At 39.0% G+C, this 13449-nt stretch carries 14 protein-coding genes; 9 read left to right on the top strand and 5 right to left on the bottom strand.

Translation table 11 applies throughout. The annotated features are described in order from the left end of the window. Positions 1–247 precede the first annotated feature (247 nt). On the top strand, positions 248–3262 hold the full coding sequence (locus TW85_RS13015) for an aminotransferase class III-fold pyridoxal phosphate-dependent enzyme (RefSeq protein WP_046017559.1): 3015 nt from the start codon (positions 248–250) through the stop codon (positions 3260–3262). Between the two features lie 230 nt (positions 3263–3492). Here the strand turns inward: TW85_RS13015 and TW85_RS13010 are convergent, their stop codons facing one another. Both TW85_RS13010 and TW85_RS13005 read right to left on the bottom strand, forming a co-directional pair. After that, positions 3493–4458 (bottom strand): carbohydrate porin, encoded by a 966-nt coding sequence (locus TW85_RS13010; protein WP_046017558.1) that lies wholly within the window; start codon positions 4456–4458, stop codon positions 3493–3495. Positions 4459–5444: 986 nt separating this feature from the next. Next, positions 5445–6530, bottom strand: coding sequence for a methyltransferase domain-containing protein (locus TW85_RS13005; protein WP_046017557.1), 1086 nt, complete (start codon positions 6528–6530; stop codon positions 5445–5447). A 322-nt stretch (positions 6531–6852) separates the two neighbouring features. Here TW85_RS13005 and TW85_RS13000 point away from each other — a divergent pair, with 322 nt between their 5' ends. Next, complete coding sequence (locus TW85_RS13000) at positions 6853–7203, top strand: GNAT family N-acetyltransferase (RefSeq protein WP_052702155.1); 351 nt, start codon at positions 6853–6855, stop codon at positions 7201–7203. Between the two features lie 249 nt (positions 7204–7452). Here the strand turns inward: TW85_RS13000 and yqfB are convergent, their stop codons facing one another. Continuing rightward, positions 7453–7776 (bottom strand): N(4)-acetylcytidine aminohydrolase, encoded by a 324-nt coding sequence (yqfB, locus tag TW85_RS12995; protein ID WP_202904859.1) that lies wholly within the window; start codon positions 7774–7776, stop codon positions 7453–7455. A gap of 121 nt (positions 7777–7897) precedes the next feature. Here yqfB and TW85_RS12990 point away from each other — a divergent pair, with 121 nt between their 5' ends. The 7 genes from TW85_RS12990 to hpt all read left to right on the top strand — a co-directional run bounded on the left by TW85_RS12990 (position 7898) and on the right by hpt (position 11627). Beyond that, complete coding sequence (locus tag TW85_RS12990) at positions 7898–8344, top strand: GNAT family N-acetyltransferase (RefSeq protein ID WP_046017556.1); 447 nt, start codon at positions 7898–7900, stop codon at positions 8342–8344. Positions 8345–8496: 152 nt separating this feature from the next. Next, entirely contained in the window at positions 8497–8958 is a 462-nt protein-coding gene (locus TW85_RS12985) for a hypothetical protein (RefSeq protein WP_046017555.1), read from the top strand. 28 nt (positions 8959–8986) lie between these two features. Continuing rightward, entirely contained in the window at positions 8987–9181 is a 195-nt protein-coding gene (locus TW85_RS12980) for a hypothetical protein (RefSeq protein WP_052702153.1), read from the top strand. 2 nt (positions 9182–9183) lie between these two features. Continuing rightward, positions 9184–9690, top strand: coding sequence for a superoxide dismutase, Ni (gene sodN / locus TW85_RS12975; protein WP_046017553.1), 507 nt, complete (start codon positions 9184–9186; stop codon positions 9688–9690). A gap of 15 nt (positions 9691–9705) precedes the next feature. Next, positions 9706–9999, top strand: a complete 294-nt coding sequence (locus TW85_RS12970) for a S24/S26 family peptidase (protein ID WP_082827828.1) — start codon at positions 9706–9708, stop codon at positions 9997–9999. 410 nt (positions 10000–10409) lie between these two features. Further along, complete coding sequence (locus TW85_RS12965) at positions 10410–10892, top strand: GNAT family N-acetyltransferase (protein ID WP_046017551.1); 483 nt, start codon at positions 10410–10412, stop codon at positions 10890–10892. Positions 10893–11093: 201 nt separating this feature from the next. Further along, positions 11094–11627 carry a hypoxanthine phosphoribosyltransferase gene (hpt, locus tag TW85_RS12960; protein ID WP_046017550.1) on the top strand — a complete coding sequence of 178 codons (534 nt, stop codon included), beginning with the start codon at positions 11094–11096 and terminating at the stop codon, positions 11625–11627. A gap of 76 nt (positions 11628–11703) precedes the next feature. Here hpt and maiA read toward each other — a convergent pair whose 3' ends face one another. Both maiA and TW85_RS12950 read right to left on the bottom strand, forming a co-directional pair. After that, on the bottom strand, positions 11704–12345 hold the full coding sequence (gene maiA / locus TW85_RS12955) for a maleylacetoacetate isomerase (protein WP_046017549.1): 642 nt from the start codon (positions 12343–12345) through the stop codon (positions 11704–11706). Positions 12346–12434: 89 nt separating this feature from the next. Then, complete coding sequence (locus tag TW85_RS12950; RefSeq protein WP_046017548.1) at positions 12435–13427, bottom strand: fumarylacetoacetate hydrolase family protein; 993 nt, start codon at positions 13425–13427, stop codon at positions 12435–12437. Positions 13428–13449: the final 22 nt, after the last annotated feature.

Raw genomic sequence — 13449 nt, 5'->3', positions numbered from 1 at the left:
CAATGATGGTGAGGCTAGTTTATTATGCTTTCATCGAGTCTTAAGATATAAGATAAAATTGTTGCAGCCTCAGGCACCATTTGGTGCCTTTTTTTATGTCTGTAGAAAATTACACTCTGCTCTAGTTCGCTGATTTCTTTGCTATAGGTTTAACCGATAGCCCTACTAGAAAATAGATATTATTCATCGTGTGTCTAGCGAATTAGTATGTTTGAAAGACTTTTCACTTTGTATAAGGGGTTTCACTATGGTGTCGTATTGGACTGATTTATTACGAGAGATATGGCAAATCGACGGAGATTTAACACAGCTTGATGGGGAGTATGATCTTAACTTCTTAGTGGAAGGGGATGTTCCAGCTATTTTAAAGGTGATGCGTGTTGGCTGTGATGAAGGTTTTATCGATTTACAAACCAGTGCCCTTCAATATTTGTCTGAGCACACGGCTTCAATACCGGTACCCAAAGTGATTCCCTCTATTAAAGGTGAGCTATATCTTAGTGTGAATGGGCCAGATGGAGAAGAGCGAATTGTCTGGCTACAAGAGAAGTTAGTCGGTAAAACCTATGCGACCTTTAAACCGCAAAGTTTATCTCTTATTTATAATCTTGGTGAAGTGGTGGGTTCACTGGATAAAGCTTGGCTCGGGTTTGATCATGCGGCTTTGGTTCGTGATTTTAAGTGGAACCTTATGTCGGCGGCTTGGATTGCAGATGAGTTATCTATTCTTCAAAATCCGACAAGGCGACAACTTGTCAGTGATATATTGTTTCAGTACCAAGAGCTAACGCCTAAGTTGGCGAGCCTTAAGCAGCAAGCTATCCATAATGACGTTAATGATTACAATATTATCGTATCAGGGTCTTTGACTGAGCAGGCGAAAGTGTCAGGTTTGATTGATTTGGGGGATATGTGTGCTAGCCCCAGAATTTGCAATTTAGCCATTACAGCGGCTTATGTCGTGCTTGGGCAAGCTCAACCTGAGCAGGCACTAGAAGCTTTAGTTGCAGGATATCATGCTAAAAACCCTTTAACAGCCCACGAGTTATCCTTTTTATGGCCTTTACTGAGAATGCGTTTGGCTGTCAGTGTGGTCAACTCTAGTCTTGAATCTCTGCAAAACCCTGATGATCCCTATATTACGATTAGTCAGCATGCCGCTTGGCAGTTTCTAGAAGAAAACAAAGTAAATCAGCACCTACTTATTGGCCGTTTGAGGCTCGTTTGTGGTTTCCCTGTTACTGATAGTGCCCCTCGAATTATGCGATGGTTAGATAATGAGCGGGGTAATTTTGCACTTGTTTTGGGTGTTGATTTAGCTGATGCGAGTATGCGTAGCCTTTCTGTGGAGAAGAGTGTCTGTCCACAAAATCCATTTGAGTTAACCGGAAAAGAGGCGGAAGACCTTGGTGGAAGTTACCGGGCTGAGGAGGGCGTTTGGCTTGGTTTTTATAATGAGCCTAGATTAGTTTATACAGATAAAGCTTTCAGAAAAGGAAGATATAAAGCCAGTAATCGTCGTACTGTGCATATTGGTGTTGATGCTTTTGGTCCAGCCGGCTTAGAGGTGCGTGCACCTATGGCTGCCACAGTCGCATTTAGTGAGTATCGAAGCGATTATTTGGATTATGGTGGAATGGTTATCTTGGCGCATACGACTGAAGAAGGTGACCTTTTTTATACCTTGTACGGGCATTTAGATTCAGAATCAATGGCATCTTTAGTTGAAGGTCAAATGCTAGAAAAGGGCGAGGCTTTTGCACGCTTAGGCGGATTAAACTCTAACGGTGGCTGGAACCCTCATTTGCACTTTCAATTAGCATTAACAACTAAGGGAATGGGTGATAACTGGCCGGGCGTGGCTGACCCTGAAGAGTTAGTTTTGTATAACTCGCTTTGTCCTAATCCAGCTGCATTGCTAAATCTAGAGGATGATAAAACCGAATATCAAGGTACACAAAAAGTCAGTGTGTTAGATAAGCGCCAAGCCCATTTTGGTGAAAACCTTAAGTTGACTTATGCGGAGCCTGTGATGTTCTTGCGCGGTTGGCGTCATCATTTGTTTGATGAGTGGGGGCGCCCTTATTTAGATTCGTATAATAATGTGCCTCATGTTGGACATGCTCATCCCCGTATTCAGGCTGTTGCGGCTGATCAGTTATTAAGGATGAATTCAAATACTCGATACTTACATCCGGCTCAAACTGAATTTGCCGAAAAAATCCTAGCAAAAATGCCCAAAGAGTTGGATGTATGCTTTTTTGTAAACTCGGGGACTGAGGCGAATGAACTGGCTTTAAGGTTGGCACGAGCGCATACCGGCGGTAAAGATATGGTCACGCCAGATCATGGTTATCATGGTAATACTACTGGAGCGATTGATATCTCGGCGTATAAGTTTAATGCCAAAGGTGGTGTTGGTCAGGTGGACTGGGTTCAGCTAGTGGATGTGGCAGATGAATATCGAGGGCCGTATCGTGTAAATGATCCTCAAAGGGCGCAAAAATATGCAGCCCAAGTGGGTGATGCAATTGATTCTATCAAGAAGAGAAGTGGAAAGCTGGCTGGCTTTATTGCTGAAACCTTTCCAAGTGTTGGAGGCCAAATTATTCCTCCAAAAGGCTACTTATCTGAGGTTTATCAGCGTATTCGTAATGCTGGTGGTGTGTGTATCGCTGATGAGGTTCAAACAGCTTTGGGTCGTTTGGGTGAATACTATTTTGCTTTTGAGCAGCAAGAAGTAACACCGGATATTGTGGTGATGGGCAAACCCATTGGGAATGGTCACCCCATAGGTGTTTTGGTAACTCGCCGTGATATCGCACAAAGTTTTGCAAAAGGGCCTGAGTACTTTTCAACATTTGGCGGATCTAATTTGTCTTGTCGTATTGGTAAGGAAGTATTGGATATTGTGGATGATGAAGGCTTGATGGAGAATGCTAGGCTCATGGGAAATGAGTTGATTAATGGTCTTAAAGGTTTGCAAGAAAAGCATGCGTTAATCGGTGATGTTAGAGGGTGTGGTTTGTTTATTGGCTTGGATCTGGTGACTAATCGAGAAACACGAGAGCCTGCAACACAAGTGGCTGATTATGTTAAAAACCGCATGCGAGAAGAGCGAATTTTAATGGGGACGGAAGGTCCTGCTGATAATATTCTAAAAATCAGACCGCCTTTGACTATAGAGGCTTTAGATGTAGAGATGATTCTAACCGTCATGGATCAGGTGTTAGATGAGGCACAATCTTTGTTGTCTCACTAAGCGCTTAAATAGAAGGCTTCGGTTGCTTTGAGTTAATGCATGTTTTGGGTTGATAGCCGTTTAGTTAATCGCTATTTAGTTAAGACAAGCTCAGTATCTGGCCAAAAGGGGTAAGGCCAGATACTGCTCTTACGCGTTCTATGTATTGCTTATACAAATTCAAATAACAGCGTGTTAAGGTGCGAAAACGTCAATGGTTTTTTGCACTTTAACAATACTGCTAAGAATGCTTAGAAGGCATAGTTGAAACGAACTCTAGTTGCTAGTGTTGTGTCATTTGTGCCTGAAGAAACATCGCTTGCTTTAGAGTAGGAGCCTGCCAAAGTAACGCTAGCATCATCAATATCAAATACAGGTAAGGTATAGGCAAGGTAAGTTGTTAACACACTAGGGTCATTGCCAGTCGCGTTGTCTTCATCTGATGCGATAACACCCATACCAAAGTCGTCCTGAGTTAGGTTGGCAGAGTATGAGGTAACAGTTTGATTTGTTTCATCGTCGTTCATGTTGGCGAAAGAAACATTGATATCAGCATCGCCCAGTTCAAAAGCAGCAGTGACAGATACGCCTGACTTGTTCACATCAGATGCTGTTGTCGTGCCATCGTATTTTACCTGCTCAAAACCTGCGGATAGGGTAACGCTTTCTGTTTCATAAGTTACTGTTGGGCGAATGCCAGAGAAAGCTGTCTTGTTATCACCGCTAGAATCATCGTCGCCGTAAATGGTGTTTATTTGAAAAGATAATGCTTCGCTTGATGTAATGTTTATTGCGATTTGTCCGCCGTCATCACCCGCGCGGCCTCTAGCCATGCTACCTTGGTAAACGCTCACATCACCTGCATGTTCTACTATCGTGTCTTTTCCTAGAGGGAAGAGGTTGATTGCTTCGAAACGACCCACTTGAATGTCGTAAGTGCTATTACCTATTTGTATGTAAGAGTCATCAACAGAGGTGGTGCCATCGGTTGAGAGAAGTACTGCGCCTTTGGCACTAATGAAGTTCTCACCAGATGTTTTTGAGTCAGATACATAGAGAGCAACTCGACCGTTTTGGTCAAACGTAGTGCCACCAGTGTCGGCGTTCACTCGGTCTGTATCTATCTCGATATCGGCGTCGAATGTAGGGGCTGCGGATGCATATCCAAAAGTTAATAAGCAGCTAGCGACAGCAAGATTAAGGGCGGTTTTTTTCATTTCTATGTTACCTCGGTATGTATTTTTATTATGTTTTATTGGTTGTTATTATTTTTCTAGCAACCTGCCCTTATTAAATTTACATAATGAAAAATCTTAGACAATCTTATTTCTTACTTATTTTCTTCTTAATTTTTCCTTTTAAATTAATGGCTTATCTTAATTTATTCTTAACTGTATAATTTTCAAAGATAATTTATGATCTCGATTCAGTATTTTGAGATGTCTATTTTGTTGTAAAATTACCACTTAATTTTCTCTTAACTTGCTTTTTTATTTTTTAGATGGGGTTTTGAGCTATATCTGAGTAAGTTTCAGGTTGGATAAAATCAATTTAAATAAAGCGAATAAAAACAGAAGGGAATATAGGTAGGTACGGATTTAAAGCGTCAAGAATAAGTAAGGTAGCGACAGCAAGAATAGGCTTATGTTCGTGAACTTAATATAGAGAGTGGATTAAGAGGGTAAAGAGAGTTTTTGTTAAAAAAGCGCCTTAGTGAGTGGCGCTATCGATCGCGATAATAGTTATCAATTTATCGAATTAAATTGGGCTTTTGCTTAAGCTTCTAGTTGATAACTAATCATATAAAGCTGACTAATACTTGGGTAAATATCTTGGATAAAAGATTTGAGTTAGTATTTTTATATGTTTTCTTGTATTTATTGAAAGCTATCTTACCTATGAAGTGAAATTGACTATTCTGTATATAAGCAGTGTTTAGAAAAGGAGTAGCTAGTATTGATTGCTTTTCGTTAAGAGATTATTAATGTTATAACTTTAGGGAGAGAAGTTAAAATATGGTATGGTTATATTATTCAGATTTAATAAACTATATTGAGTTATTAGCTTAGAAAATATAATGATTGTTATATTTTAGTGTTAAACTTTTAGTTAAGAGTTTTAAAAAGCTATAAATTAAAAATGAAGTAGAGTATTGTATAAAAGGCTATCAAATTACGTAACAATAGCCTTTAAAACTTTGTTATTATTTGTTTTTTAGGTGGAGTTTAAGCCAATAGTAGAGGGATCTCAGCTTTCTTTTGTACCACGGGTTTTCTGAACAATAATCTGATTCAACATCCATCAAATAATTATAAACTTCTGCACCTCTGTTTTTAAAATTGATAATGCTTTTTTCTGAATCACATTCGTTATTTTTAGATATGAAAATTGATCTAACTATTTCATCTCCGGATATCATTTCATAGCCACATTTTTCAACCGTAGCTTTTAATGTAGTTAGGTCAAAACAATAATTATGTTCCAGCTGAAGATAGGGAAGAAGGTCATTTGAGCTTGGGTAACCATCTATGTTGATAAATTGAGATGTTTTTCGATTACACCCTTTCAAGCCTGGAACTTCAATGTAAATATATCCTCCAGGACTTAGAATTTCTTTAAGTTGTTTTATAGGATTAAATAACTCACCAAAATGTTCTACTACATGGGATAATATAATAAGGTCCGCTTTCACACCATTTTTTAATAGAGTCGAATAATCACCTGAAAATAATTTTAATCCCGCTCTCCTTCCTTCAATTAGTCGCTGCTCATCGAAATCGCATCCTTGAACATTTTTGCCATTCTTAAAAAATGGGAATAAGTTAGCTCCATCACAGCAACCTATTTCAACAACGGAGTTAATTTTATCGAAGTTATCCCCAAGAGTATTTTTTACATAATTAAACCGACTCCAGCAATATGCTGTTTGATGAGTCCGTTGTAAAAAAAGTTCATCAGGAGTTTTGTTGATAGTTTTAAAAGCAATAGAGTATTTATTATAAAAGTCGGCAGCAAATTTAGGTGAAAAATACTTTGATGAATAAACTAATCCACATTGTGAGCAAATTTGAGTATCTAGGGGGAGCCCATACCTATCTTTTTGTGAAATTATTGTTGATACATTGCTTCCACATAGAGGACAGTTTTTATGACTTATTTGTGCACTATCATCATTTTTTATAATGTCAGTGATTTTATTTATAGTCTTTATTGTCGATCTAGATTGAGGGATCCAAGATTTTTTATTATCTTCAAATCTTGGTGATAGAAGAGATGTTGATCTTTTCAAGTTATTTCGTCCTTCTGAGGGCCTAAACAGATTTGTTTATATAATATTTAAACTTTTCTGCTATCTCAATTCATATTGTTTGATAAGGTTAGTTTTGGTGCTCTTGAAAGTCTATATAGATACCAAACTGACGCTCAAATTTAAGTTAAATTTATTTGTGCAAGAATAACCTAACATCAGAGGGGAAGCTAGCATGCGTCTAAGTTTTGAAAGCTTAAGTAGTAGAATATCGATTAAGTTGTAATATCTGTTTTAGCCTCTATCACTTTAATTTAATAAATATAAAACAACAGGTTAATTGATTAATTACAAATCTCTTAATATGAAAATTAGAATCCAAGCTGTAAAAGAAAGTGAGTTCCAGCAGATTTTCTCAAGCGTCAAGCAAGCTTTGTTTGACTATATTGAAGCAGTCTATGGTTGGGATGGTGACTTTCAGCAGAACCGTTTACGAAATGATTATGGGCCAGTTTGGTACCATTGGTTGTATGAAAAGAACACTAGAGTCGGCCTAGTTTGCTATCGTAAAAAAGAGAACCGTTTACACCTACATTTGATGATTATTTTTCCTCAATTTCAAGGCAATGGAATGGGGCGTCATGCTATGGATTTTTTAATTCAACAAGCTCGGCGTATGGTTTGTAAACAGGTTAGCTTAGGGAGCCTGCGATAAAGTCACCTCTTCCCAGTCTTTTCTGAAAAAGTATCAATCAAGGCGTCACTTTGAAGTAATATAGGTGCCTTTCAAGAAGGGACAACGCAGGGTGCTACTTTTTCTGAAAGGCCCGAAGGGCGTGGTCTAAAAGCTCTACCTTTATATTGAGGACCTTATCAATAGAATGACTATTAAGTTGCGCTCCTCGTCATAAATCTAGCGATTTTTATCCTCACGCTGAGTCGGGAGGACTTATTCACAGGTTCCTCAAGTTTCGAGCTGATAATTGATCATATAAAGCTGACTAATGCCTGGGTAAATATCTTGGATAACGGATTTGAGTTGATCCAACGACATGTTTTCTTGATTAGCATGGAAATCACTTAGTTCGTCAAAAAGCACAGGTGTTACTTCTAGAATATGTAATCTGCAAAAGTAACGACCCTCTTCTAGTGTCTTAACATTCACTATGCTGTTAACTTGATAGTCGGATTCAGACTCATCTCTTAATGTGATAGTTTTTTTGCCTGAGAGAATATCAGCTTCAAAACGTTCAAAAAAAGTCATTTCTGTTGGTATATTTGTGTTCATGTTAATTTTCCCTAATCAAAAAATACTGATATATCTTAATCTGAATACTTTAAATTATTAATATAAAACAATAGCTTAAAGTGATTGTAAAACAAGCAAACGCAAGGAGCAAAAGACCAGAATGAGCATTAGGACTCAAGTTGTAAAAGAAAGTGAGTTCCAGCAGGTTTTCTTAAGCGTCAAACACGCTTTGTTTGACTATGTTGAGGCTGTCTATGGTTGGGATGATGACTTTCAGCAAGGCCGTTTACGAAATGATTATGATCCAGTTTGGTATCATTGGTTGTATGAAAAGCACACTAGAATCGGCCTAGTTTGTTATCGTAAAAAAGAGAACAGTTTACACCTACATTTGATGATTATTTTTCCTCAATATCAAGGCAATGGAATGGGGCGTCATGCTATGGATTTTTTAATTCACGAAGCTCGGCGTATGGCTTGTGACCAAATCTCATTATCTAGTTTTACCCAAAATAAAAGAGCCTTAGCTTTTTATAATAGCCTTGGTTTTATAATTGATTCTTTAGAAGATCATTTTATAAATATGTCGTTAGAAATTAATCTTTAGGTTAGTGAATAAACAGTATTAGTTTTTATTCTTTTAGTGTAACGAAATAGCTGAACTTAAGTGCTTTCCTTATATTCATCAATTTGAATCTTGTACTTGCTAGTATTATATATAATAATGATTCTCGTTATCATTTGTTTTGGTGAGTTGTTATGGATGTACCTATTACCCATTGGGAAGAGCTAATGCGACATGCTAGAAGGGCATTTCAAGAGAGTGCTTATCGAGAAGCGCTTGATTTAAATACCTCAGCATTACTTTTTTCAAAGCGACATTTTAATCAGCTATTTGAACTAGATGCAGATAGAGCCATAGCGGCGGTGTTAGTGAGTTATTTTAATGCGATAGATAACCATCTCGCACTGTATGACTTTATTAAAGCAAGGGAGTGTTTTGATAATGCATTGAGCTTTTTGATTTCGGCGAATGCCAAACCCCAGATATCAGAAAAGCAAACCCATGCCATTTTACATGGCGCATCTCATCTACATAACGAATGGTGCCGCTTTTTGAAAGCGAATCAAAATGAAGTATCTGACCTTAAGTTGTCAGCATTTCAGGCGTCATTAGCGGCTTTGTCCGCTCAAAATCATCATGGAATGTCACTTCATTAATTATCAAACACTCTAAAGGAGTTCTATTTTGCGTACTAAATTGATCGCGCTTGCTGCGTTAGTTTCTTCCAGTGCTTTTGCTCATCCTGGCCATGATCATAGCCATTGGTTAAGTGATCCTATTCATGTATTGACTGTAGTTGCCATTCTTGGTGTCGCGGCTGTTGGCGTATTTTTGTCTGTTAAGAATAAATTTTCACAATCTAATAAAAAGGAAGACTAGTTATGTTGCATACCATTACTAAAAAGCTAGTGGGTAAGGCAAAAGTTGCAACTGTCTCTGCCCATTGTGATATCCCTTGTAAAATTTATGATCCAGCGACAGCGCAAATTGCGGCATTAACTGTGATTCGTATGGTTGATCTAATCAATGAGTTGGACGCAAAAGAGAGTTTATCCATCAAGGATCAAGCTCAGCTGATTCGCCTAGTAAATGAAAAAGAAGCACATGGCCTTAAAGTGAAAGAAGAGGTTCGTGTCATTTGGGGTGACTATTTTAAGCAACCTCAATTTGATCAAGTGCCGAATACCCATGAGTTAGTTCATAAAATCATGCTGCAGGCTTCTAAAGCAAAACAAGGTGTGTCTCGTGATGATGCTCAGGGTTTGCTTGAGTTAGTCAATGAGTTTGCCGAAGCATTTTGGTTAACTAAAGGCGTGGCAACTTATAAAGCGATCGCGCCTTATTTACCTTCTGAAGCTGTTGTTTATCCTAAGTTAGATGCAATTTAAGCCGAATTGTATCTAATGGGCATATTCTGCTTCCATAAAGTCGAGGGTGACAGCATGTTTCCCTCGTTACGCTCTGGTGACTTTGTTATCGCCACTCGTCTATATATTTCTATTTCTGTGAACGACATTATTCTGGTGAGGCATCCAGAATATGGCTATATAATAAAACGCGTTACTCAACTGTGTTTAGAGAAAGGGGCTTGGTTAGTGGGTGATGGCCAGCGTAGTGTGTCATCCGAACAAATGGGTTGGATAAGCCTCGACCTCATCGATGCGAAAGTTATTTTCTCTATTAAGCGCAAAGCTTAAGGAGCCTTCGATTAAATCACCTGTTCTCAGTCTTATCAGAAAAATTGTCAAGCAAGGCGTGACTTTGACGTAATGTAGGTACCTTTCAAAAAGTCACAACGCGGGGTGACTTTTTTTCTGTAAGACCCGTAGGGCGTGGCCTAAAAGCCCTATCTTTATGTTGAGGCGCTGATCAATAGAATAACTATTAAGTTGCGCACCTCGCCTTAAATCTAGGTTACTTTTATCCACACGCTGAGGTGGGAGGACTTATTCGCAGGTTCCTTAACTCTGTCATTTTAGTTACTTCTTTTCTTCATCTCTTTCCTAAAGAGGCGATTTACCTCTCTTTTACTCTTCATTTATTGAGTCTTTAGTCTTAGCTAACGTACACTTTAAAGCTGACATATGACTATAAAAGGAGGTTGATTATGGAATATCGGCTAGCCAAAGAAAGTGATCTCGACTCTTTATCTAAGCTATTTCACGAATACCGTAGTACATCTATTAGTTTACAAAATCTGGCAGAACTAGCAGATAGTCAGGCTTGGATTAAGGCGAGATATGATCACCAAGATGCGGTATTTATCTTGGCAATAGAAGACGAAAAACTAGAGGCTTTTATTACCCTTTATCAGGGCTTTAGCTCAGTGTCCTTGCAGAAATATTGGATTCTGAATGACCTTTATGTGCGAATGTCTGCCAGAGGAAAAGGCTGTGCAAAGGAACTTATGGTGTTTGCACATGATTATGCGGTGACAACCGGTGCTAAAGGTATAGAACTGGAGACGGGTGAGCATAATATGATAGCGCAGAACTTGTACTCAGCTTTAGGCTACGAAGAAAACACCCACTATAAGCATTATTTCTGGCATGCACAGAGACCTGAAATAGACGAAGATACAGAGGATTAGTTGTTATATTTAGAGTGATTTTCATTTTAAAAACTTACATGATGAAATTTATTGCTCATGAAATTCCCATTTAACAAAAACAAACCCGCTTGGTGATGTTAGAATGGTGAGGATTCGAACAAGTGGACAGACTTTTCGTATTTTCCTAAGACAGTGATACACAAATTAATGATGGCCAGCCTCGTTATCAGTGGAGAAGCAATGAAACACCGCGTAGATGTGATGATTTCTGAACAGGAAGTTCAGCAAAGAATTAATGAATTAGGTAAGGAAATTAGTGAGTACTATAAAGACAGCAGCAACCTCGTCATGGTGGGTTTGCTACGTGGATCTTTTGTTTTTATGGCGGATTTAGCTCGCGCAATTGATGTTCCTCACCAGATCGATTTCATGACTGCTTCAAGTTATGGCAATGATATGACCACATCTCATGATGTTCGTATCCTTAAAGACTTGGATGATGATATTAAAGGTAAGGATGTTTTCCTTGTCGAAGATATTATCGATACAGGTAATACCCTGAACAAGGTCTGCGAGATTCTTTCCATTCGTGAACCTAACTCTATCAATATCTGTACATTATTAGATAAACCATCACGCCGTGAAGTGGAAGTGGATGTTAAGTGGGTTGGCTTCCCTATCCCTGATGAGTTTGTAGTGGGTGTCGGTATTGATTACGCTCAAAACTATCGTCACTTACCTTACATTGGTAAGGTTGTTCCATTAGAAGACTAAACTGTCTCTAAAGGAATAAAAAAACCGCCACTCATGAGAGTGGCGGTTTTTTTGTATCTTGCCAAACATTAAAACGTTAATTTGCGTCTTCTTGTTGCTCTGGCGCTGCTTTGAAAAACGCTTCTAACGACAAACAATTCTCATAAACGTCTAGAATCTTAGGGTAAGCTTTCATATCTAATTGATACCTGATGGCATTATAAACTTGAGGCACAAGTACTAAATCCGCCATTGAGATTTGATCAGCGAAACAATACTTGCCGCCATGAGATGCTAAACGTGTTTCTAATGTATCAAAGCCTATTTTTAGCCAGTGTCTATACCAGTTTACGGCTTCTTCTTGAGTGTGTCCCAACGAAGATTTTAGATGCTGCAATACTCTTAAATTATTAATTGGGTGCATCTCACAGGCAATATCTGATGCGAAAGCTAAAATCTTGGCTTTCTGTATTTTATCCTCAGGTAGAAGGGGATACTGAGGATAAACATCGTCTAAATATTGCAAGATAGCCATAGACTGATTTAGCACAAGTTCGCCATCAACTAAGGTTGGGACAAGCTCAGAGGGGTTAAGCGATTGATAGCTTTCTGAATGTTGCTGGCCACCGTCTTTTACAAGATGAACAGATTTAGAGTGATACTCCAAACCTTTAAGGTTAAGGGCAATTCTGACTCGATATGCCGCTGAACTGCGCCAATAACCATAGAGAGTTAGCATGCTTTTCCCTTGTATTTATTCGTTTTGTTTTAATGAAAATAGGTCTAAATAAAAAGGGCCCAATTAATTAGGCCCTAATCGTAAAAGTACTAAGGTGCTGGCTTGTAAGCCACAACATTCTGCTCGATAGCGCTAAAAATGCTCTTGCCCTCTGGGTCAAACATCTCAATGCGTACCTTATCACCAACCTTCATAAAGGCGGTTTCAGGTTTGCCTAGTTCGATTGTTTCTAACATGCGTTTTTCCGCAAGGCAGCTAGAACCTAAACTACGATCATAGTTTGATACTGTGCCAGAGCCGATAATGCAACCAGCCCCTAGAGGGCGACTTTTTGCTGCATGGCTAACCAAAGTAGGGAAGTCGAAAGTCATATCAACACCGGCTTCTGGTTTACCGAATAATTCGCCATTTAAATGGGTCACTAAAGGAAGGTGAAGTTTCTTACCATCCCAAGCTTCGCCCAGCTCATCTGGAGTAACTGCAACTGGAGAAAACGCACTAGAAGGCTTGCTCTGGAAAAAGCCAAAGCCTTTTGCTAACTCACCTGGAATCAAGTTACGCAGAGACACGTCGTTGACTAACATGAATAAACAAATACTTTCCGAAGCAGCTTGAGTGTTCGCTCCCATGGCAAGATCTTGAGTCACTACTGCGATTTCAGATTCGAAATCTAATCCCCAAGCTTCATCGGTTAATTGGATATCGTCGTATGGGCCAATAAATTGGTCGCTGCCACCTTGGTACATCAGTGGGTCATGCCAAAAAGTTTCTGGCATCTCAGCATTTCTTGCTTTTCGTACTAATTCCACGTGGTTAACATAGGCGCTGCCATCGGCCCATTGATAAGCTCTTGGTAGAGGAGATTCACAAGCTGCTGCATCAAAGGCAAAACTGTTTGGTGCTTCGCCTTGGCAAAGAGCAACATATCTGTGCTCTAGTCTAGGTTTGATTTCATTCCAATTATCAATTGCAGCTTGCAGGGTTGGGGCAATATCACTGGCATCAACCGCAGCGCTAAGGTCACGGCTAACAATAATAAGTTTACCGTCGCGGCTGGTATTTTTTAATGTGGCTAGTTTCATAGGATGAACCTTTATTCTGAGA

Origin of the sequence: Marinomonas sp. S3726 (assembly GCF_000967665.1) — a bacterium.
In the GTDB taxonomy this organism is placed as follows: domain Bacteria; phylum Pseudomonadota; class Gammaproteobacteria; order Pseudomonadales; family Marinomonadaceae; genus Marinomonas.
Note: the sequence above shows the minus strand (reverse complement) of the source record. Positions and strands in the feature narration are given on the sequence as shown.

Coding starts and splice junctions, on each gene's coding strand:
- TW85_RS13015 (WP_046017559.1), top strand. CDS start 248: ATGGTGTCGTATTGGACTGATTTATTACGAGAGATATGGCAAATCGAC.
- TW85_RS13010 (WP_046017558.1), bottom strand. CDS start 4,458: ATGAAAAAAACCGCCCTTAATCTTGCTGTCGCTAGCTGCTTATTAACT.
- TW85_RS13000 (WP_052702155.1), top strand. CDS start 6,853: ATGAAAATTAGAATCCAAGCTGTAAAAGAAAGTGAGTTCCAGCAGATT.
- yqfB (WP_202904859.1), bottom strand. CDS start 7,776: ATGAACACAAATATACCAACAGAAATGACTTTTTTTGAACGTTTTGAA.
- TW85_RS12990 (WP_046017556.1), top strand. CDS start 7,898: ATGAGCATTAGGACTCAAGTTGTAAAAGAAAGTGAGTTCCAGCAGGTT.
- TW85_RS12985 (WP_046017555.1), top strand. CDS start 8,497: ATGGATGTACCTATTACCCATTGGGAAGAGCTAATGCGACATGCTAGA.
- sodN (WP_046017553.1), top strand. CDS start 9,184: ATGTTGCATACCATTACTAAAAAGCTAGTGGGTAAGGCAAAAGTTGCA.
- TW85_RS12970 (WP_082827828.1), top strand. CDS start 9,706: ATGGGCATATTCTGCTTCCATAAAGTCGAGGGTGACAGCATGTTTCCC.
- TW85_RS12965 (WP_046017551.1), top strand. CDS start 10,410: ATGGAATATCGGCTAGCCAAAGAAAGTGATCTCGACTCTTTATCTAAG.
- hpt (WP_046017550.1), top strand. CDS start 11,094: ATGAAACACCGCGTAGATGTGATGATTTCTGAACAGGAAGTTCAGCAA.
- maiA (WP_046017549.1), bottom strand. CDS start 12,345: ATGCTAACTCTCTATGGTTATTGGCGCAGTTCAGCGGCATATCGAGTC.
- TW85_RS12950 (WP_046017548.1), bottom strand. CDS start 13,427: ATGAAACTAGCCACATTAAAAAATACCAGCCGCGACGGTAAACTTATT.